General features: G+C 72.7%; 17 protein-coding genes. 8 read left to right on the top strand and 9 right to left on the bottom strand.

All coding sequences use genetic code 11. The features are described from left to right. Positions 1 to 21: 21 nt before the first annotated feature. Positions 22 to 810, bottom strand: coding sequence for a thioesterase II family protein (locus ABD385_RS30500; RefSeq protein WP_344582127.1), 789 nt, complete (start codon positions 808 to 810; stop codon positions 22 to 24). A 395-nt stretch (positions 811 to 1,205) separates the two neighbouring features. On the opposite strand from ABD385_RS30500, the gene ABD385_RS30495 reads away from it, so the two are divergent. The 3 genes from ABD385_RS30495 (at position 1,206) to ABD385_RS30485 (ending at position 4,232) form a co-directional block, all read left to right on the top strand. Then, a complete protein-coding gene (locus ABD385_RS30495; protein WP_344582125.1) occupies positions 1,206 to 2,840 on the top strand; it encodes an AMP-binding protein in 1,635 nt (544 codons plus the stop codon). Between the two features lie 106 nt (positions 2,841 to 2,946). After that, positions 2,947 to 3,285: a PadR family transcriptional regulator gene (locus ABD385_RS30490; RefSeq protein WP_232817160.1), complete on the top strand. Its 339-nt coding sequence runs from the start codon at positions 2,947 to 2,949 to the stop codon at positions 3,283 to 3,285. Next, entirely contained in the window at positions 3,282 to 4,232 is a 951-nt protein-coding gene (locus tag ABD385_RS30485; protein ID WP_344582124.1) for an HAAS signaling domain-containing protein, read from the top strand. Before ABD385_RS30490 ends, ABD385_RS30485 begins: the two co-directional genes overlap by 4 nt. 161 nt (positions 4,233 to 4,393) lie before the next feature. Here the strand turns inward: ABD385_RS30485 and ABD385_RS30480 are convergent, their stop codons facing one another. After that, complete coding sequence (locus ABD385_RS30480; RefSeq protein WP_344582122.1) at positions 4,394 to 5,410, bottom strand: diiron oxygenase; 1,017 nt, start codon at positions 5,408 to 5,410, stop codon at positions 4,394 to 4,396. Between the two features lie 206 nt (positions 5,411 to 5,616). Here ABD385_RS30480 and ABD385_RS30475 point away from each other — a divergent pair, with 206 nt between their 5' ends. After that, positions 5,617 to 6,402 carry a thioesterase II family protein gene (locus tag ABD385_RS30475; protein ID WP_344582121.1) on the top strand — a complete coding sequence of 262 codons (786 nt, stop codon included), beginning with the start codon at positions 5,617 to 5,619 and terminating at the stop codon, positions 6,400 to 6,402. A gap of 92 nt (positions 6,403 to 6,494) precedes the next feature. Here the strand turns inward: ABD385_RS30475 and ABD385_RS30470 are convergent, their stop codons facing one another. Further along, on the bottom strand, positions 6,495 to 7,184 hold the full coding sequence (locus ABD385_RS30470; RefSeq protein ID WP_344582119.1) for a 4'-phosphopantetheinyl transferase family protein: 690 nt from the start codon (positions 7,182 to 7,184) through the stop codon (positions 6,495 to 6,497). 144 nt (positions 7,185 to 7,328) lie between these two features. Between ABD385_RS30470 and ABD385_RS30465 the strand changes: the two genes are divergently transcribed. Further along, positions 7,329 to 8,648 carry an MFS transporter gene (locus ABD385_RS30465; protein ID WP_344582117.1) on the top strand — a complete coding sequence of 440 codons (1,320 nt, stop codon included), beginning with the start codon at positions 7,329 to 7,331 and terminating at the stop codon, positions 8,646 to 8,648. Between the two features lie 94 nt (positions 8,649 to 8,742). Beyond that, a complete protein-coding gene (locus tag ABD385_RS30460) occupies positions 8,743 to 9,771 on the top strand; it encodes a 3-oxoacyl-ACP synthase III family protein (protein WP_344582115.1) in 1,029 nt (342 codons plus the stop codon). A gap of 105 nt (positions 9,772 to 9,876) precedes the next feature. Here ABD385_RS30460 and ABD385_RS30455 read toward each other — a convergent pair whose 3' ends face one another. From ABD385_RS30455 to ABD385_RS30430, 6 genes are all read right to left on the bottom strand, one after another. Then, positions 9,877 to 11,049 carry a Glu/Leu/Phe/Val dehydrogenase dimerization domain-containing protein gene (locus ABD385_RS30455; protein ID WP_344582113.1) on the bottom strand — a complete coding sequence of 391 codons (1,173 nt, stop codon included), beginning with the start codon at positions 11,047 to 11,049 and terminating at the stop codon, positions 9,877 to 9,879. Further along, positions 11,042 to 12,727: a thiamine pyrophosphate-binding protein gene (locus tag ABD385_RS30450; protein ID WP_344582111.1), complete on the bottom strand. Its 1,686-nt coding sequence runs from the start codon at positions 12,725 to 12,727 to the stop codon at positions 11,042 to 11,044. The genes ABD385_RS30455 and ABD385_RS30450 overlap by 8 nt, the downstream gene beginning before the upstream one ends. Beyond that, entirely contained in the window at positions 12,724 to 13,209 is a 486-nt protein-coding gene (locus ABD385_RS30445) for an SET domain-containing protein-lysine N-methyltransferase (protein WP_344582109.1), read from the bottom strand. The genes ABD385_RS30450 and ABD385_RS30445 overlap by 4 nt, the downstream gene beginning before the upstream one ends. Positions 13,210 to 13,264: 55 nt before the next feature. Beyond that, positions 13,265 to 14,530: a beta-ketoacyl-[acyl-carrier-protein] synthase family protein gene (locus tag ABD385_RS30440; RefSeq protein ID WP_344582108.1), complete on the bottom strand. Its 1,266-nt coding sequence runs from the start codon at positions 14,528 to 14,530 to the stop codon at positions 13,265 to 13,267. Beyond that, entirely contained in the window at positions 14,527 to 16,068 is a 1,542-nt protein-coding gene (locus ABD385_RS30435; protein WP_344582106.1) for a class I adenylate-forming enzyme family protein, read from the bottom strand. The genes ABD385_RS30440 and ABD385_RS30435 overlap by 4 nt, the downstream gene beginning before the upstream one ends. Before the next feature lie 97 nt (positions 16,069 to 16,165). Then, the gene (locus tag ABD385_RS30430; RefSeq protein WP_344582104.1) at positions 16,166 to 16,462 is read right to left on the bottom strand and encodes a phosphopantetheine-binding protein; all 297 of its coding nucleotides are present in this window, start codon (positions 16,460 to 16,462) and stop codon (positions 16,166 to 16,168) included. A gap of 451 nt (positions 16,463 to 16,913) precedes the next feature. On the opposite strand from ABD385_RS30430, the gene ABD385_RS30425 reads away from it, so the two are divergent. Together ABD385_RS30425 and ABD385_RS30420 are read left to right on the top strand one after the other, a co-directional pair. After that, positions 16,914 to 17,258, top strand: a complete 345-nt coding sequence (locus tag ABD385_RS30425; protein WP_344582102.1) for an acyl carrier protein — start codon at positions 16,914 to 16,916, stop codon at positions 17,256 to 17,258. Next, positions 17,255 to 19,003: an acyl-CoA dehydrogenase family protein gene (locus ABD385_RS30420; protein ID WP_344582101.1), complete on the top strand. Its 1,749-nt coding sequence runs from the start codon at positions 17,255 to 17,257 to the stop codon at positions 19,001 to 19,003. The genes ABD385_RS30425 and ABD385_RS30420 overlap by 4 nt, the downstream gene beginning before the upstream one ends. The last annotated feature ends 16 nt before the right edge of the window (positions 19,004 to 19,019 follow it).

Genomic DNA, 19,019 nt, shown 5'->3' with positions numbered 1-19,019 from the left:
GGGTTTCGCGGCCCGCGCTCGCTACCGCGCCGACGACGCCGCCAACTCCTCGGCCACCGCGGTCACGGTGGCCTGCGCATGGCTCTGCGGAAAGTGGTGCCCGCCGGGCAGGACGTGCATCCGGTGCTCGGCCGTGGTGTACAGGTTCCACGGCGCCACGTGCGCCACCGGGGACACCGCATCCTCGGCGCCGGCGAAGGCGACCAGCGGGCAGCCCACGGCGGCCGGCCGCGGGATGCGGTAGCCCTCCGCGAAGGCCATGTCGCTGCGCACGGCGCGCAGCAGGTCCCGCAGGAAGTCCGGAAAGTCGAGGAGTTCGTCGGGGAGGCCGCCGCTGCTGCGCAGCCAGGCGACCAGCCGGGCCTCGTCGCCGTCCGCGACGGGTTCCCGGTCGAGCGGCACGTGGGGAGCGCGCGATCCCGACACCAGAAGGACGCTCGGCGGCCGCAGATCGGCGCCCCGCTCGATCTCCCGCTCGATCCGTCGTGTCAGCTCATAGCCGAGCAGGGCGCCGAAGCTGTGCCCGAAGAGCGCGTACGGCACGGTGAACTCGCCGCGCAGCCCGTCGAACAGGGCGTCCACCAGCGTGTCGAAGGACTGCGGCAGGGGTTCGTCGATGCGGGAGCCGCGGCCGGGCAGCTCGACCGGCGCCAGCTCGACCCCGTCGGGAAGGTGCGGTTGCCAGGAGCGGAAGGTGCCGGCCCCTCCGCCGGCGTGCGGCAGGCAGATGAGCCGGGACCGGAGCGGGCCGGGCGTGTGCCGGGAACCGATCCAACTGACGGTGGCCGGGGTGGGGTTCGAAGCGCGCATGGGGTCAGCCTCGGCATGGCCGCCGACGCCGACCAGGCAAGGGGTGCGGCAAGTTGTGCGGAGTCCGCCCGCACGCGCCCGGAGTTGCCGCTTTCCTGCCGGTGCCGCTGCCGGCGGCCGGCGGCGCACCCGCCTGGTGTGCGGCGCGTCCGTCCAACGGTCCGTGGGCTCGCTTCCGGTGATGCTCGCCCGCCGTCCGCCCGGCCGGTCGCCGGGCAAACCGACCGGCAACCGGGATGCTGGTCGAAATGCCGCCGGGCCGCGGGTGAGTTACCGGCCGCTTGCCTGGCAGGAGCGGGGGCCGCGCCGCGATGCTGCGCAGCAGGCGGGCATGTGCACCGCGCCCCGTGCGTACCGGACGTGCCACACCTCCCTGACCTTCCGAGAGGACAACTATGCTGGGTGTACCGGACCGGGGCCTGCTGGCGTGGCTGGACGAGGCGTCCACCGAGCGCGGCCTGTACTACGCGAACCGCGACGACGACTGGGACTTCTCGTCCTACCACGACCTGGCGGAGCTGGTGCTGCGGACCGCCGCCGCACTGCGCGCGAAGGGCGTGGGCGAGGGCGACGTGGTGGGGCTGGTGCTGCGTTCCAGCCCCGGTTTCGTCGCCGGCTTCTTCGGCGCGCTGGCCGCCGGTGCGACGCCGTGCTCCATCGCCCCGCCGTTCGCCTTCCAGCGGGCCGACGAGTACGAGCGGCACGCGGCCCACCTGTTCGCGACGGCACGGCCCCGGTACACGATCTGCGACGACGAGTCGCTGGAGCGGATCCGCAAGGTCACCGCGGGGGTCGGGGTGCCCGAGCCGGAGGTCTTCGACCGACTCGTCGCGGGCGTGGCGCCGCTTCAGCGGCCGCGGCCGCTGCCGGAGACCGCGCTGGTGCAGTTCACCTCGGGCTCCAGCGGCTTCTCGCGCGGCGTGCGGATCTCCGCCGACGCCCTGCGGACCAACCTCACCGGCATGCGCCGCTGGATCGACTGGACCCCGGACCGCCCCGGCATCAGCTGGTTGCCCGTGCACCACGACATGGGCCTGGTGGGCTTCCTGCTGAACGCGGTCGTCACCGGCTGCGACGGCTGGATGATGCAGCCGGACGACTTCATTCGCTCGCCGCTGCGCTATCTGCGGTGCATCAGCGAGCAGGGCGCCGCCATGACGGGCATGCCGAACTTCGGTCTCGCCTACATTCTGCGCCGGGTCAGGCCCGCCCAACTGGAGGGCCTGCGCTTCGACTCGATGCGGGCCGTGATCATCGGGGCGGAGCGGGTCGACCCGCAGGTTCTGGAGGAGTTCCACGCGCTGTTGGGGCCGCACGGCCTCGACCGCGGCGCGCTGCTGCCGGCGTACGGCGGCGCGGAGGCGACGCTGGCGGTGACCGGTCTGCGGCCGGGCGACGGCTGGTCGACGCAGGTGCCACAGGACGGGGACGCCGCGTCGCTGGCCGGGACGGCGGTGGTCGGCTGCGGCCGTCCGTTGGAGGGCCGGGAGGTGAAGATCGTTTCGGAGGACGGCGAGGAACTGCCGGACGGGCAGGTCGGCGAAATCGTCGTCACCGGGGTGTCGATCGCGAGCGGATACGTCGGCGACGAGGGTTCCGCGTCCGGTACCAGCCTCGCCGGTCAGAGGCTCGCATCCGGTGACGCGGGCTTCGTGCGCGACGGGCAGTTGTTCGTCATCGGCCGGCTCGGCGACGGGCTCAAGGTCAGCGGAAAGATGGTCTTCGCCGAGAGCCTGGAGACCCTGCTGCACCAGCGGGGCATTCCCGAGCGCCGGGTCGCCGTCCTGCTCGGTGTCCGGGACGGTCGGCCCACGGGCGTGGCCGTCTTCGGCGGCGTGCAGGACGGCTGGCGGGAGGCCGTCCACGAGGTGCTCTCGGAGTGGCTCGGTGACGCCGACCTCCTGGCCGTCGAGCTGCCCCGCGGCGGCATCGCGGTCACTTCCAGCGGCAAGCCCCGCCGCCGGGTCATCTGGAAGGCGCTGTGCGCACGGGAGTTCACCGACGTCACCACCCTCCTGACGGGGGTGTGACCAGGACGGGAGCCCGGGCAGCAGGGCGACGCCGCCGACCCTGCAACGCGCCGCCCATTAGTGTGTCCATGGACAATGGTGTGCGTCGCACACTATGGTGTCTCATGTGTCCGTCGAAGAACTCACTCTCGCCCAAGCACACGAACTGCGCCGTGGGACGGTGGTCCTGGCCTGTCTGGCGCTGCTCCGAGAGCCGAGTTACGGCTACGCGCTTCTGGAGACGCTCAACGGTGCCGGGGTGTCCGTCGATGGCAACACCCTCTACCCCTTGCTGCGCAGGCTGGAGAAGCAGGGCCTGCTCACCAGCGAGTGGAACACCGACGAATCCCGGCCGCGGAAGTTCTACCGGGTGAGCCCCGACGGCTCCCTGGTCCTCGCCGGCCTGGTCCGCGAGTGGCAGGACCTCTCGGCCACGATCGCACGACTCACCAAGGAGAACGGATGAGCACCACCAGTCTCACCGAGCGCTACGTGGACGAGGTCGTCCGACGGCTCCCGGCCGCCCAACGCGACGACATCGGCGAGGAGTTGCGCACCACGATCGCCGACACCGTCGAGGCGCGCGATCCGGCGGACCCGCAGTCGGCCGAGCGCGCGGTGCTCACCGAGATGGGCGACCCCGCCCGGTACGCGGCCCGCTACACCGGCCGGCCGCTCGCGCTGATCGGGCCGGACCACTACCCGGCGTACATCCGCCTCCTGGTGCTGCTGCTCTCCTCCGTGCTCCCGGTGATAGCCACCGTGTCCGTACTGGTGGAACTGGCCGACAGCGGCGACGTCGGCGCGGCAGTCGGTGAGGGCGTCACCACCGTGCTGACGCTGGGCGCCCAGATGATCGCCGTGCTCACCATTGCCTTCGCCCTGGCCGACCGGCTCCGCAACCGTGACGGCGCGCCCGCCCGCACCACCGCATGGACCCTCGCCGACCTGCCCGAGCCCCGCAAGAAGGGCAAGGTTGGCATCATGGATGCCCTCGGAGCGGCGTGGTACGCGCTGCTGATCTCCCTGACCGTGTGGCAGCACGTCGCGAAGCCCTACGGGGCCGACGGCAACGGCGGCGGCAAGGCCGTCGAGGTGCTCGACCCGGCCCTGTGGTCGGGCTGGATCTGGCCCGTCCTCCTCGGCCTCGCCGCCATGCTGGCGCTCTCGGCGGCCCGGATCACCGTACGGGGGTGGACCGTTCGCCTCGCCGTCCTGAACGCCGTGACCCAGGCCGTGTTCGCCCTGCCGTTCGCCTGGATCCTCCAGCACCGGATGCTCTTCAACCCGGAGTTCCTGAAGACCGCGGCCACGGACGCGCTGACCCAGCAGGTCTACTCGGGGCTGGCCGTCATCGTGCTCGTCCTCGGCGTGAGCGCCGCGGTGACGGGCTTCCGCTCGGCCCGGCGCTGAAGATGACGCCCCCGGTGGCACCGACCGCGCCGGCGCCCGACGCGCCGGCGCCCGGGTGGACGCGCTCTCGCGTGCATCCGCCCGGGCACCGCGGGTCCCGTCGGCAGGCCGGCCGCCCGGCGCGGGCGGAGCGGGCCCCGGCCGGGCCCGTACCGCTGCCGTCAGCGGATCCGCAGGGTCTCCGGGCGCACCAGGTTCTCCGCGATCAGCAGGTCCTTCACCCGGTCCGAGAGCATGTCCAACTGGCGCAGCACGAGGATGACTTGCTGGAACAGCATCTGCCGGTAGGTGGCCATCATCGGGTTGGTCCGCGCGAAGTGCAGCCCTTTGGCCACGTCGAGGTCCATCCGCTCCCAGACCTCGCGCAGCATGAACCGGCGCGACATCAACTGGATCGCCTCCAGCAGGAAGTCCTCGCGCTCACGCAGCTCCGCGGCGGTGACCTGGCTGTACATGCCGGTGAGCGCGGTGACGCCGAAGGCGATGTGCCGGGCCTCGTCCTGCGCGACCATCCTGGTGATCTGCCGGATCACCGGGTCGCCGAAGCCGCTGCTCGCCAGGCGCAGCGCGGTGATCGCCAGACCCTCGACGACCACCTGCATGCCGAGGTAGACGATGTCCCACCGGGACTCCGACAGCAGATCGTGCAACAGCGTCTTGAGCCCGGGATTGATCGGGTAGACGGACTGCAGCTTCTCGTCGACGTAACGGGCGAACGCCTCGACGTGCCGCGCCTCGTCGGCGACCTGCGAGGCGGCGTACGTCTTGGCGTCGAGGTCGGGCACGGTCTCCACGAGACGGGCCGTGGTCACCAGCGCACCCTGCTCGCCGTGCAGGAACTGGCTGCACATCCACGCCTGGTACTCCCAGCGGAACTGGGTCAGCAGCTCGCGGGGCACCGGACTGCCCTCCCCGACGACGAAGGACGCCAGCCGCGCACCGTTCTCCTCCGACAACTCGGCGCCGAACTGGACGTCGTGGTCCCAGTCGATGTCGGTGGTGGCGTTCCACTGCGAGACCTTGTTCTTCTCGTAGAGGTTCCACACGCGGCTGTCGCGGTCCCCGTAGTTCCAGTTCAGGCACGCCTGGAACATCGCGTCGACCTCCATGAGGTCGGCCTTGACAGCATCCAGGGTGAAGAGCGTCGACTCGGACGTCTCGTCGGGCACTGTGGTCATTGGATTGCGGTCCACCCCTCCGGCGCGGAACAGAACTGTTCGCCGTCAGTTTTGGTGCGCCGAAGCCCGCTCTCCAGGAACTGCCGGGGCAACTTGACGGCAGACCGGTTGCCGGTTCCCTTGCCTGGCCCCGCCCTCCCACCGGCCGCACGATGGAGCACGGCGGGCAACAGCTCCCCCCGCACACCGGCCGAAGGAGGAGCGGGATGGGAACCCGTGCGACCTCACCAGTCGCCGCCCCGAAGGGTGCACCGGCGCACGACTGGGCCCGCCCGTGGATCGTCGGCCGGGTCACCGCGCCCGACCCGCGCCTGCGGCTGATCTGCCTGCCGCAGGCGGGGGGCAGCGCGGGCTCGTTCGCGCCCTGGCGCCTCGCGCCGCCGGCCGGGGTGGAACTCGCGACCGTGGAACTGCCCGGCCGGGGCGTGCGCAGCGCCGAGCGCCTGCCCGACACCCTCGAAGAGCTCGCCGATGCCGTGCTCGACGGCATCCGCGACGAGTTCGACCAGCCCTACGCGCTCTTCGGACACAGCTTCGGCGCCCTCCTCGGCTACGAGCTCGCCGTCCGCATCGCCCGGCGCGGCCTCACCCCGCCCCGCGCACTGCTCGTGTCCGCCGCACGCGCACCGCACACCCCGGTGCGCCGGCGCGTCTCCGACCTGGACGACCCCGAACTGCTCGGCTGGCTGGACGGGTTCGGCGGCTTCCCGCCCGAGCTGGCCCGCTACCCGGCGTACCTCCGGTACGCGCTGCGCACGGTCCGCGCCGACCTCGCCCTCACCGAGTCCTACCTGGCCGCGGGGCCGGCCCGGGTCGGCTGTCCGCTGCACGCCTTCGGCGGCGCCGACGACCCGCTCGTCAGCGGTGCCCACCTGGAGCGCTGGCGCGACTGCGCCGCGGCCGACTTCACGCTCCGCCTGCTGCCCGGCGGGCACGACTTCCCCTTCACCGGCGCGTCGGCGCTCGACGCGATCGTGTCGGCCCTGCACTGACCGGCGACCGACCGGGAGAGACGGGGCGCCGTCAGGTTCTCCTCGGCGCGCGCCCGCCGCTGCCCCGTGTGCACGGCGGCACCGGAACCGCGTCACGGCCCCGGTGTCAGGGCACCGGGGGCCGCCACGAGTGCCACCGCGGTGAGCACCAGCCCGGACCGTGCGGACCAACGCCCCGTGAACCCCGCGGCCCACGGGCCCGCAGCCGTCGGGACGGCATCCGGCAGGACCGCACGGAACGTGCCGTCGGCCCGCAGCCGCACCCGGTAGTCCCCGAAGCCGAACCGGGCCCCGATCCACGGCGAGAACGCCTTGTAGGACGCCTCTTTGGCGCAGAAGAGCACCCGGTCCAGCGGCACGCCGGCACCCCGCGGAAACTCCTCGCCGAGCCAGCCGCGCTCGGTGTCCGTGACGATCCGGTCCGCGACCGCGCGGGGCAGCGGCTCCTGCGGCTCCGCGTCGATCCCCACGGCGGCGAAGTCCGCGGCCCGCGCGACGGCGGCCGCGCGGTACCCCCGACAGTGGGTCATGCTGCCCACCACCCCCGCAGGCCAGCCGGGAGCGCCCAGCGCACCGGGCACCAGGGGTACGGGACGCACTCCGATCCGCTCCAGCGCCGCGCGGGCACAGCCCCGTACCGTGGTGAACTCCCTGCGACGTTCCTCGAACACCCCCGCCACGGCGACCTGTTCGGCGGCGAAGAGCACGGCGGTCGCCTCGGGACCCGTGTCGCCGAACGCCTCGTGGGTGCGGACGCCCGCGGGGACGAGGTGAGTGATCACCCGCAGATCATGCCACCGGCACGCCCCCGGATAGTTGCCGGTGCACTGCCTGGCCCGGCCCCTGACGCATCGGCCAGCATGCAGGGGAGGTCCACGGCGCAGGCCCGGACGAGCACACACCAACGGGCGGGGAGACGGGTACCCATGGCGCAGTCGTGTCCCGAGGAGTCGGCGGAAGCGCACCGGCGCCCCCCGGCGTTGTGGCGTGACCGCGACTACCTGTACTGGTGGACGGGGAACGGCCTGTCCGCGCTGGGCACCAGCATGTCGACGCTCGCCTACCCGCTGCTCGTCCTCTACCTCACGGGATCGGCGACGCAGGCCGGTCTCATCACCGTCCTGCACATGATCGGCAGGCTCGCCACCCTCGCGACCGGCGGAGCGCTCGCGGACCGGATGAACCGCCGCGCCGTTTTGTGCCTCGCCCCGCTGGTCCAGGCGCTGTCGATGGGCGCCGTCGCCCTGCTGGCGTACCGGGGGGACCCCTCGATCGCCCTGATCGGCGCGATGGCCCTGGTCGGCGGGCTCGCGGACGGGCTGCGGAACGCCGTGTCGATGCCGGTGCTGCGCCGCATCGTCCCCAAGGAGCAGGTCGCCGCCGCCACCGCCCAGAGCATGGGCCGCGACATGGTCGCGCAGCTGGTCGGTGCCCCCCTCGGCGGTCTGCTGTACGCGATGGGCCGTTGGATCCCGTTCCTCTTCGACGCGCTCTCCTTCCTCTTCGTCTCCCTGGGCTCCGTGCTGATCCGCCGCCCGCTGGGCCCGGACCGGCGCGCCGACGACGCACCACGGGCCGGCCTGGCCGAGGAGCTGCGCGACGGCCTGCGCATGATCAGGCGCAGCGACTACCTGGTGTTCACGATGATCTGGGGAGCTCTGCTGAACGCGGTGGCGGAGGGCTTCAGCCTGCTCTTCGTCGTGCTCGTGCAGCACCGCGGCGGTGGGCCCGCCGCCGTCGGCACCGCGACCTCCCTCGCGGTGGCGGGCGGCGTCGTCGGGGCCGTCATCGGGCCGTGGCTGATGGGGCGGCTGGGAGCGCGACGCGTACTCCTGCTGTCCGCATGGGTCTTCACGGTGTCCTTCGCCGCCGCGATGGCGGTCCCGAGTCCGTGGCAGATCGGCCTGGTCACCATGGTGGCCATGGCGGCCATGGTGCCGATGAACGTCGTCATCGAGTCCTACGAGGTCCGTCTCGTCCCGGACCAGTACCAGGGCAGGGTCGCCGCACTGAGCCGGTTCTTCGTCCAAGGGCTGCAGTGGGTCGGCCCGCTGGCGGCGGGGGTCCTCGCCGACGCGGCCGGGGTGGAGGGGGCCGTCCTCCTCCTCGCCGGGGCCATGGCCCTGCTGGCCCTCGTGCTGCACACCTCCCGGCGCCGCCTCACGGTCCTGGACGTCCCGCTCGCCGCCGTACGGGAACTCGACCCGCCGGCGGACGCCCGGCCGCTGCCCGACCCGGTCGGGTAGGGCCGGACGTCGCCAGGCAGGGGCGGAACCGGGCACGACCCACCCCAGGCACCACGCATCGCAGGAGAATCGCAGCAGAAGGGAAGGACAACACGTGACACCGTCAGTGGAGATGGGCATCGTCTCGACCGGCATGGCGTTCGGCGAGCGGCGGGACGTGGCCGCCACGGCAGCCGACTACGTCCCCTACCCGGAGGACGTCGCCGCCCTCGGGTACGAGAGCTACCACCGGATCGTCGACGGCGTCACCGCGACCGCCCTCGCGGTGGAAGCGGCCCGCGAGGCCCTGGAGAACGCGGACCTCGCCGTCACCGACGTCGACCTGATCGTCGTCGGCAACTCCGACGTCCCCGAGTACTTGGGCTGGGACGGTTCGGCGGCGGTCGCCAGGGCACTGGGCGCCCACGGCACGCCCACCGTGCTCTTCACCCAGGCATGCGCCGCCTGGTCGCTGGCGTTGGACCACGCGGCCGGCGCGATGGCGCTCTCGACCGACACGAACACCGTGCTGGTGGTCCTGGTCAACGTGGTCAGCGAGGCGCACAGCAACCGGATGGACTTCAACGGTTCCATCGCCAGTGACGGCGCCGTCGCGGCCGTACTGCACCGGGGGCACCCGCGGTTCAGGCGGCTGGCCTCCGCGCGCTTCACCAACCCGGAGTTCGCGGACCTGTTCCGCATCGAGCGCGGCGGCGCCGCCGCGCCCCTGCCGCTGCCGGGACGCGAGCACCTGCGCTCGGACCCGATGGTCGCGGTCTACGAGCACTTCGGACGGGACCCCGGGCGCTTCAAGGGATTCATCGAGGAGATCCACGGGCGGGTCGCGGACGTGGTCGATGAGGCCTTCGCCCGAGCCGGGAGGGACCGCAAGGACCTCGCCCGGCTCATCTACGTCAACGAGGGACAGCAGGGGATCCGCGCCGTGGCCGATGCCGTGGGCATCCCCTTCGAGCGCACCAACGCCCAACTCGCCAGCGAACTGGGCCACATGGGCGCGGCGGACCAGCTGATCTGCCTGTGGCGGCACGTCGAGGCGGGGGAGTTGGCGCGCGGCGACCTCGTGGCGCTCGCGGGCGTCGCGTCACCGGGCATGCACTGGTTCTGCACGCTGATCGAAGTCTGAGCGGCGCGGCCTTCCTCCCGTACGCGAACAGGCCCGTCCGGGGGCGGATCGTCAGGTGATCCGCCCCCGGACCGGCCTGCGCAGGGGACCGACCCACCACCAAGGTCAGCCCCTGGGCCGGTCCTTCAGGAGGGCCAGGCACGACTCGGCGCGGGCCGTGGCCGCCTCGCGCGGGGTCATCGACCCGTCGGCCGCGCCGTCGAGCGCCGACACGACGAGATCCTCCATCACGGAGGAAACGCGCGCGTAGGCCGACTCGGCGGTCGGCTCGATGTCCCCGAACAGCGTCCACCACCACCAGGCGTTGCCCGCCGAGTTCGCGACGAAGTCGGGGATCACGGCCGTACCCCTGGCGGACAGTGCGCGTTCGGCCCCGGCCGTCACCGAGATGTTGGCGCCCTCGACCACGTAACGCGCGCTCACCCGGTGGTGGTTGCGCTCGTCGACGGCGTACGGGATGGCCGCCGTCACCAGGACGTCGCACGGTACGGACAGCCAGTCGGACTCCACCGGCCGGTCGTCGGGGCGCAACCGTTCGCGGTCGACGAGCCCGTCCGCGGTGCGGTGCGCGAGCAGGTGTTCCACGTCCAGCCCCGCGGGGTTGGCCACCACACCGTGCTGGTCGGCGACCGCCACTACCCGCAGCCCGGCCTCGGTGAGGTAGCGGGCGAGGGCGCCCCCCATCGTCCCGAAACCCTGGACCGCGGCCGTCGCCCCGCGCACCCGGTCGCCCCGGTGCCGCAGCGCCGCGACCGTGGCCCGGGCCACCCCGTAGCCGCCGATGAGATCGGCCAGCGAGATCCCGCCGACCTCCGCCGCGAACCCCGCGTCGAGGCGGGCGAGGCCCGCCTCGGGACCGTCCGGCACGTGGGGCAGTGCCGCCTGCACGGTCGAGGCGATGCCGGCCTCGGCCGCGGCCTCGTCGAGCGACCGCTGCTGCACGCCGAGGTCCTCGCCGGTCGCCCAACAGGTGTCGATGTAGGGCTTCATCGCGCCGAGATAGCGGGTGAGCACACCACGGGCCTCGGGACGGCGCGGATCGAAGTCGATGCCGCCCTTCGCGCCGCCGTAGGGAACGTAGCGGTCAGAAGGACGGTAGTTCAGCGCCTCCTTGAGGCTCATCGTCCTGGCGAGGTCCGCGACCTCCGCGAGGGTGCAGCCGCTGCGCATGCGCAGACCGCCGCTGGAGGCACCGCCCAGCAGCCGGTCGATCACCAGATAGCCGCGTGCCTGCGTCTCCGGATCCGTCCAGGTCACCTGCAGATAGGGGTCAGTCATTACCGTCTTCCGGGTTCAGCGAGTGGTCGGGGATCGTGATCAGGGTCGGTCCCTGGCGTGCCAGGGCCGCGGCGACTTCGGCGGACACCGCGGCGGGGCTCGCGGCCACCACGCCGTGCGCTCCGTAGGCGGCGGCCAGGGCGGTGAAGTCGGGGCTCGGCAGGTCCGCGCCCAGGGGCGGGACGCCCAGCCGGGACTGCTCCGCGCGCACCGAACCGTAACCGCCGTTGTCCACGATGACGACGGGCAGCGGTCTGCCCAGCAGGACCGCGGTGGCCAGCTCGTTGATGCTGAACTGGAGGCCGCCGTCGCCGGTCAGCGCCACCACCGGCAGATCGGGGCGGCCCACCAGGGCGCCGATGGCCGCCGGCAGCGCGAAGCCGAGCGTGGCGAACCCGGTGGGGTGCAGGAACGCGTCGGGGCGCGGCACCCGGAACCCCTTGAGCGCGCCGTAGTGGGACACCATCGAGCTGTCGCTGGTGAGGACCGCCTCGGGCGGCATCGCCGCCCGCAGCGCGTCGATCAGCCCTGTCCACCGGGCTCCCTGACCTGCGTGCTCGGCCGCCATCCGGGCCTGGACGGCGGCGAGTTCACGCCGGTACGCCGCGCTCGCCGGCGTCCGGTCGGGCACGGCGTCGAGGGCGATGAGGAGCTGCCGCACCACGGTGTCCGCGTCGCCTGTGAGCGCGCGGGCCGCCGCCCCGTTGCGGTGCCGCTGCCCGGGGTCGATGTCCACCCGGACGACGTCGCCCGGCAGGTCCAGGGGGCCGGACCAGGTGTCGGTGTCGGCCAGTTCGGTGCCGACGGCGAGCACCACGTCGGCACGGCGCAGGAAGTCCCGGGCGGATCGCAGGTGCAGTGCCGCACCCAGCGCGTGCGGGTGGTACTCGTCGAGCACTCCCTTCCCGTTCGCCGTGGTGACGACCGGGGCGCCGGTCTCCTGCGACAGACGGGTCACGGCGGCGGACGCGGCGCGCGCGCCGCCGCCCGCGATGACGACGGGCCGTCGGGCGCCCGCGATCAGGCGCGCGGCGTGGGCGATCCCGTCGGGGTCAGCGGTCCGTTCGGGGTGTGCCGCCGGCCGCTCGGCGCCCGGGACCGGCTCCGGCGGAGCGGCCCGCGACACCTCCGCCGCGAGGACGTCTGCGGGGATCTCGATGTGCACGGGCCGCGGGCGGCGGCCGGCGAAATCGTGGAACGCCCGCGCCAGCAGCTCTTCGAGCCGGTCCGCGTCGGTGGCCCGCCGGCTCCAGGCACAGATGGCGTCCATCGCACCGGACTGGTCCTTGACCTCGTGCAGCAGGCCGTCGCCCGGCAGTTGTCCCACCGGGGGGCCGGCGGACAGGAACAGCACCGGTACGGAATCGGAGTACGCCTGTCCGGCCGCCGCCGCGGCGTTGAGCAGCCCGGGGCCGGCGGTGGTCAGGACGACACCGGGGCGCCCGGTGACCCGCGCGTACCCGTGGGCCGCGTACCCCGCGCCCTGTTCGTGGCGCGGGGTGACCGTCCTGATGCCGCTGCGGCCCAGATGCCGGAAGACCTCCAGGTTGTCGATGCCCGGGATGCCGAACACGGTGTCCACACCGTGCCCGGCCAGCGCGTGGACCAGCAGCCGGCCCCCCGTGCCGCGGACGGCCGCAGCACGGGGAGCCGGCCGGCGCTCGTGCCGGGAGGTCATGAGCGCGGCTCGACGTCCCGCTCCGCCAGCAGTTCCTGGATGTGCGCGTTGATGCGGTAGCCCTGGAGGAGGTCCGCGGCCAGGAAGGCCGCACCGGCCACCTTGCCCACGCACTCCGGTGCCGCGCACGCACAGGTGAACGGGCTGGACATCTCCCATTCGGTGGAGGGATAGAAGAAGGTCAGCTCGTCCCCGGGCACCAGCCGCCGGGTGGCGACGACGTTTCCGGCGGCGGCGTCCACGTAGGTACTCGGGTCGCAGGAGTGGTTGAGGAACCGGATGTCCGTGCCGATGACGTGCTTGTCCCGCCCGACCTGGATCGTGTACTTGGTGGCTTCCGCCGGGACGCAGTCGCTCAGGGTCATGATCTCGGCCCCCTCCTCGATGACCGCGCCGGCCACCAGCCCGCTCCCTACTGCCAGTCCCGTGACGGTCCGGTACTTCCGCTCCGCCGTGAGCTGCGTGCCGTGCGAGTTGCTCATGACTGTGGTGCCCTTCGTCTGTTCTTGCATGGGTTGAGGGGGGACGCGGAACGGCTCAGCCGCCGTCGAACGCCTTCACGACCAGGACGGCGTTGTGCCCGCCGAACCCGAACGAGTTGCTCATGGCAGTACGGATCTCGCGTCGCTCGACGCCCCGCGTGCCGAGGTTCAGCACCGTGTCCTCCGGGCGCGTGCAGTTCGTGGTCGGCGGTACGGTGCCGGTGCGCAGGGCCTCGATGGTCGCGATCAGGTCGACGGCGCTCGCCGCGCCCATCATGTGGCCGAGGACGGACTTCACCGAGGTCGTGGGGATGCGGGGCAGCTGCTCGGCGAACACTTCGCGCAGCGCGGCGAGTTCGACCCGGTCCCCACCGACGGTCCCCGTGGCGTGCGCGTTGACGTAGTCGATCCCGTCGGCGGCCGTCTCCGCGTCCGCCAGCGCCAGTCGCATCGCCCGCTGCAGCCCCGTCCCCTGGGGATCGGGAGAGGTCAGGTGGTAGGCGTCGGTGGTCGCGGCGTAACCGGCGACCTCGGCCAGAATGCCGGCGCCCCGCCGCAGCGCGTGCTCGGCCTCTTCCAGCACCAGCACACCGGCGCCCGCGCTCATCACGAACCCGTCGCGCTCCATGTCGAACGGGCGGCTCGCGCCCGCCGGGTCGTCGTTCCGCCGGGACAGCACCCCCGTCCTGGTGGTGGCGGCCATCTGCACGGCGGTGAGGCAGTCGTCCGAGGCTCCGGCCAGCATCACGTCCGCCGCGTCCGTCGCGATCATGCGCGCGGCGTCACCGATGCAGGTCGCCCCCGTGGCGCAGGCGGTGCTCGCCGCACCGGACGGGCCCTGCGCGCCGAAGTGCAACGCGACGTCGACGGCCGCGGAGTCGATCCCGCCGCTGACGGCGTAGTACGGGCTGACAGCCCGGGAACCCTTGGTGACCAGCGCCCGCGCGGCCTCGAAGGTCGACTTCTCCGCACCGTACCCGGAGCCGATGAGCACCCCCGTCCGGTCGCGCCGGACCGCCGGCACGTTCAGGGCGGCCGCCTCCACCGCCTGCACCGCCGCGGCGAGCGCGTACTGGGCAAAGGGGTCCAGGCGCCGGACCGTCCGCCTGGGCATGTACGCGCAGGGGTCAAACTCCCGTACCTCTCCGGCGATCGTCACCGCGAGGTCGGTGGTGTCGAACCCGGTCACCTCCGCGATCCCGCTCCTGCCGGACAGCAGCGCCTCCCACAGGGAGGGAACGTCCGGTCCCACCGGCGTGACCGCGCCGTAGCCGGTCACCACCACCCGTCGCCGTGCCGTGCGCGCCGCTTCGACCCTCACCGCCTGGCTCCGTTCTGCGCGCCGCCCCACAGCGCCGGGTGCTCCTCGCGCAGCAGTTGCCGCAGCTGCCCGGTGTCGGTCTTCCCGTTCCGGTTCAGCGGCAGGTCCGGCAGGACCACGACGTGGTTCGGCTGCTCGTACGAGGGAAGCAGCGAGCAGAGCAGCTCCCGCCACCCCTTGGGGTCGCCCTGCTCCGGATCGGCCACCACGAAGATCAGCCGGCTTCCCCACCGCGCGTCGTCGACCGGAACGACCACGACCTGCCGTCCGCACCGGCTCGCCTTCGCGGCGAGGGCCTCCGGGTAGAGCAGGTGCCCCATCCGGTGGACGGCCTGGGAACGGCCGATCACATACAGGTCGCCCTCGTCGGAGAGATAGCCGAAGTCGCCGGTCTCGTACCACTCGTCGGTCTGCTCGCGGATCGAACCGTCGGGCTCCAGATAGCCGACCAGGGCGTCGGGGGAGCGCACCCAGAGGTGACCGAACTCGGCACTGTGGTCCGCCTCCGCGTCCGCACCGTCGCCGGACTCCGCGGCCGGGGAGCCGGGTGCTGCGCCGTCGCTGCGCGCCGGAGCCAACCGGACGTCGATCCCCGCCAGCACGCTGCCGCAGCCCTTCGGCCGGTCAGGGGTGGCGAAGGAGACGTTGCCCAACTCGGTGCTCCCGTAGCCGTCCAGCAGCGGGGCGCCCACAACGGACCGGAACCGCTGGGTCAACGCCTGGTCCAGCGGGGCGCCCCCGGTGCACCAGAGCCGCACGCCCGCCAGCCCGTCGAGCAGACCCGGGTTCCGCCGGGCCAGGTTGAGCAGGCTCCGGTACGTCGACGGGGTGGCGTCGACGATGGTGGCGCCGTGCGACGCACCGGCCCGGATCGCCAGGTCGACCCGGTGGAACGGGGAGATCAGCAGGGAGGCGCCGGAGAGCTGGGCGAGGAAGATCAGCGAGAGGCCGTACTGGTGGGAGAACGGCAGCAGCGGAAGGAACGTGTCGCGCTCGCGGTAGCCCATGTGCGCCAGGGTCCGCTCCAGGTTGGTCAGGAACCCGTCACCCGATTTGACGATCGCCTTGGCCCGGCCCGTCGAACCGGTCGACCAGGCCACCAGCGCGTCGGTGCGCCGCCGCCACCGGGAGAAGTCCAGGGCGCTCGCGGCCGCATCCGCCGTGCCGGCCGCGCCCGCCGGAGGGCCGGCCGCCGCGACGAGCGTGTCCAGGGCCAGGAAGCAGGACGCCCGGGGGCCCGGGAAGAGCAGGCCGCCCGGCGTGTCACCGATCACCCAGCGGACCCGGCACTGCTCGATGACCGTACGGGTCTCGTCGTCGGTCTGGCGGTGGTCCAGGACGACCAGGGAGGCGTCGAGGTGCGCGAGGGCCAGCAGCGTGTACACGTACGCGGCGGAGTTCTCCGCCTTGAGCACCACCCGGTCGCCGGGCCGCAACCCGCGGCGGGTCAATTCCTCGGCGACCGCGAGGGAGGCGGTCGCCATGGCGGACCGGGTCGGGACCTCGACACCGTCCGCGACGTCAGCCGGCACACTCATCGTTTCTCCTGAGCTGTTCAACGCGTCACTGACCACGGACGGTCGTCGTGGTGGCCTTCGGCATGCCGTACGCGGACGGCCGCCGCGGGTGCCTCGCTCACGCCTCGCCGCCACCCGCCGCGACGCGCTCCGCCGTCTCCCGGATCGCGCGCACCGAGCGGAAGTTCCGCTGGGACAGCGCCTCGGAGGGGAAGGTCATGCCGTACCGGTTCTCCAGCCAGGCCACCACGTGCAGCACGCCGAGGCTGTCGATCGACCCCTCGGCGAGCAGGTCCCGCTCCGGATCGAGGCCGTCCACGTCGTCGTCGAGGAAGTGGTCGACGACGAACCGGACGATCTCGTCCTCGGAGATGACGGGCGTCGTGGTGGGTGTGGGGGGAGGCTCAACAGGCATGGACGTTCCTCTCGAAGAGTGCGGGTTGGTGGGCCACGCAGCCGCGGTCGGCAGTGAGGCATCCGCCGACGTCTCCGGTTGCGACCGCGCTCGTTGCCACGTACTCCCCGTCCGTCGAATGCGCGGCCGGCCACGCCACTTGGCGTGGCCCCCGTCATGGATGCTCGGGGATCCCTCACTGCGCGACCAGGCAGTGCACCGGCAATACGGGGGGCCAGAGCACCGGCAACTCAGGAGGCTGGAGGAGGCGGGTTCGGCCGCGACGCGTCGCGTCTGCCGCGCGGCGGCCCGCCCCGACGCCGCTCGTCCCGTCGAGGCCCGGTACCGACGCACCAGGCCGCGCAACCACCCCGAGCACAGGCACATCACCCCACCCGAAACACGGAGTTGCCGTGAATTTGCCGGGCCCTTTGCCTGGGTGCCGGGCCCGCCTCGCCCTAGCGTCGGCGCCATGACTCAGACCCCTGCCGCCCTCGACAACGAAGCCGTCGCTCCCGTGGTGAGCGGACTCGTGCGGCTGATCGCACCGCGCAAACTCGACCGGGTCGAGGCGGACCACCGCCTCGTCGGCGACCTCGGTTTCCACTCGCTCGTCCTCGCGGAACTCGGCTACAACCTGGAGGAGTTGTACGGCCTGCGGTCGCTCAACCCCGAGGAGGCCATGCGGCTGGAGCGCGTCAGCGACGTGATCGAGCTCGTCAGCACCGAGGTGGCCGCAGGCAGGGCGACCCTCCCCGACGCCGACGACGTCGCCGGCATGTTCGCCCGCTACGGCTTCGAGGGCCCCGCGGCATGACGGACCGCGCCTTCGACCGCCCGGCCTACGCACTGGCCGCCGACCTGGACCGGACGCTGGGCGACCCGAACGCTGACAGCGGCCCGTTCAGCTACGCCGCGATGGTCGCGCACGAGGAGAACGGCGAACTGCCGCCCGGCGCGGTGGACCTCATCAGGTCCTGGGGGTTCGCGCAGTACCTGGTGCCCGAGGAGTTCGGCGGCCGGCTGCGGAACCTGGAGCAGCTCTTCCTGCTGACCCGGTCGCTCTCGCGCCGCAACCTGACCGTCGCGGTGATGTTCGGCTCTGCGATCCTCGGCGCCAACCCGGTGTGGCTGTGGGGCGACGAGGAGCAGCGCGCGAAGGTCGCACGGGGCATCCTCGGCGGCGACCTCGCATGCTTCGCCGTGTCCGAACCGGACCACGGCAGCGACCTGGGCACCAACGAGACCGTGGCGGTGCGCCACGCCGACGGATACCTGTTGACCGGCGAGAAGTGGCCGGTCGGCAACGCCACCCGCGGCCGCTTCGTCACCGTCTACGTCGCCGTCGAGGACGCGGGCTCCTCACTGCTGCTGCTCGACAAGGAGGAGCTGGACGAGGGCAGTTGGGACAACCACCCCTTCGTGCGGACCGTGGGCCTGCGCGGACACGACCTCAGCGGCATCACCTTCCACGACACCAGGGTGCCCGCCCAGTCGCTGCTCGGCCGCCCCGGCGCCGGCCTGGTCGAGATCCTCCAGGTCCTCCAGATCACCCGCACGGCGATCGGCGGACTGTCGCTCGGCACCATGGACTCCGTCCTGCGGATCGCCCTGCGCCACGCGCGCGAACGGATCCTGTACGGGCAGGAGATCTACCGGCTGCCGGTGATCCGGCGGCACCTGGTCGACTCGTACCTCGACCTGCTGATCGCCGAGTGCACGGCGCTGCCCGTGGCGCGCGCGCTGTCCGTCGCGCCGTCCCGGCTCAGCCTGTGGTCCTCTGTGGTCAAGTACCTCGTCCCGACACTTGGCGAGCAGGTCGTCCAGGAGTGCGCCCGGGTCCTGGGCGCACGCAGCTACCTGCGCGAGGGCGTGGCCTCCGGCGTCTTCCAAAAGCTCCAACGCGACCACGCGATCGCGAGCATCTTCGAGGGCACCACCCACGTCAACCTGCACAGCATCGCCTCGCAGCTCCCGGCCGTGGCCCGGGTGGCCGACCGGCCTTCCCGCGGCGGCGAGGACGTACTGCGGCAGCTCTTCGACTGGTCCGAGGAAGCGCCCCAATGGCACCCCTCGGGGCGGGAACTGCGGCTGACCAGCGCTGCCGAGGACGAGATCACCCGCGGCTGGAACCCGGCCGTCGAAGAGGCGCTGCGGATCGCGGAGCACGAGCTTCCGCAGTCCGAGGGCACGGCGCTCGCCAAGGTCGTCGGCGAACTGTCCGCGCGCCGGACGGCGTTCTACGCGCACCTCGCCACCGCATCGCTCGACGCGGCGACGACGGAGGGGCAGGACCGGGCCGCCGAGCACTGCGTGTACCACGCGGCTGCCTCCTGCCTCTACACCTGGCTCCACACCTTCGGGTCGGAGCGCGCGGAGACGGGCGGCAGCGGATGGTTGGTGCTGGTGCTCCAGCGGCTGTTGCAGCGGCTGCGGCCGGAGGCCGTACTGGACGAGACCTTCCTGCCCTGGCTGGAGGAGCGGATCATGTCGAGCCTCGACGCGGCGGAGCACTTCTCGCTCCGTACGGTCAAGGAGGCCGCCGGGCAGTCCGGGGCGTGAGCGGTGCTCCGGATGC

The organism is Streptomyces lunalinharesii, assembly GCF_039532155.1.
Taxonomy (GTDB): domain Bacteria; phylum Actinomycetota; class Actinomycetes; order Streptomycetales; family Streptomycetaceae; genus Streptomyces; species Streptomyces lunalinharesii.
This window is presented reverse-complemented; position numbering and strand designations above follow the sequence as displayed.

Coding starts and splice junctions, on each gene's coding strand:
- ABD385_RS30430 (WP_344582104.1), bottom strand. CDS start 16,462: ATGCCTGTTGAGCCTCCCCCCACACCCACCACGACGCCCGTCATCTCC.
- ABD385_RS30445 (WP_344582109.1), bottom strand. CDS start 13,209: ATGAGCAACTCGCACGGCACGCAGCTCACGGCGGAGCGGAAGTACCGG.
- ABD385_RS30420 (WP_344582101.1), top strand. CDS start 17,255: ATGACGGACCGCGCCTTCGACCGCCCGGCCTACGCACTGGCCGCCGAC.
- ABD385_RS30425 (WP_344582102.1), top strand. CDS start 16,914: ATGACTCAGACCCCTGCCGCCCTCGACAACGAAGCCGTCGCTCCCGTG.
- ABD385_RS30485 (WP_344582124.1), top strand. CDS start 3,282: ATGAGCACCACCAGTCTCACCGAGCGCTACGTGGACGAGGTCGTCCGA.
- ABD385_RS30500 (WP_344582127.1), bottom strand. CDS start 810: ATGCGCGCTTCGAACCCCACCCCGGCCACCGTCAGTTGGATCGGTTCC.
- ABD385_RS30450 (WP_344582111.1), bottom strand. CDS start 12,727: ATGACCTCCCGGCACGAGCGCCGGCCGGCTCCCCGTGCTGCGGCCGTC.
- ABD385_RS30465 (WP_344582117.1), top strand. CDS start 7,329: ATGGCGCAGTCGTGTCCCGAGGAGTCGGCGGAAGCGCACCGGCGCCCC.
- ABD385_RS30475 (WP_344582121.1), top strand. CDS start 5,617: ATGGGAACCCGTGCGACCTCACCAGTCGCCGCCCCGAAGGGTGCACCG.
- ABD385_RS30495 (WP_344582125.1), top strand. CDS start 1,206: ATGCTGGGTGTACCGGACCGGGGCCTGCTGGCGTGGCTGGACGAGGCG.
- ABD385_RS30435 (WP_344582106.1), bottom strand. CDS start 16,068: ATGAGTGTGCCGGCTGACGTCGCGGACGGTGTCGAGGTCCCGACCCGG.
- ABD385_RS30455 (WP_344582113.1), bottom strand. CDS start 11,049: ATGACTGACCCCTATCTGCAGGTGACCTGGACGGATCCGGAGACGCAG.
- ABD385_RS30480 (WP_344582122.1), bottom strand. CDS start 5,410: ATGACCACAGTGCCCGACGAGACGTCCGAGTCGACGCTCTTCACCCTG.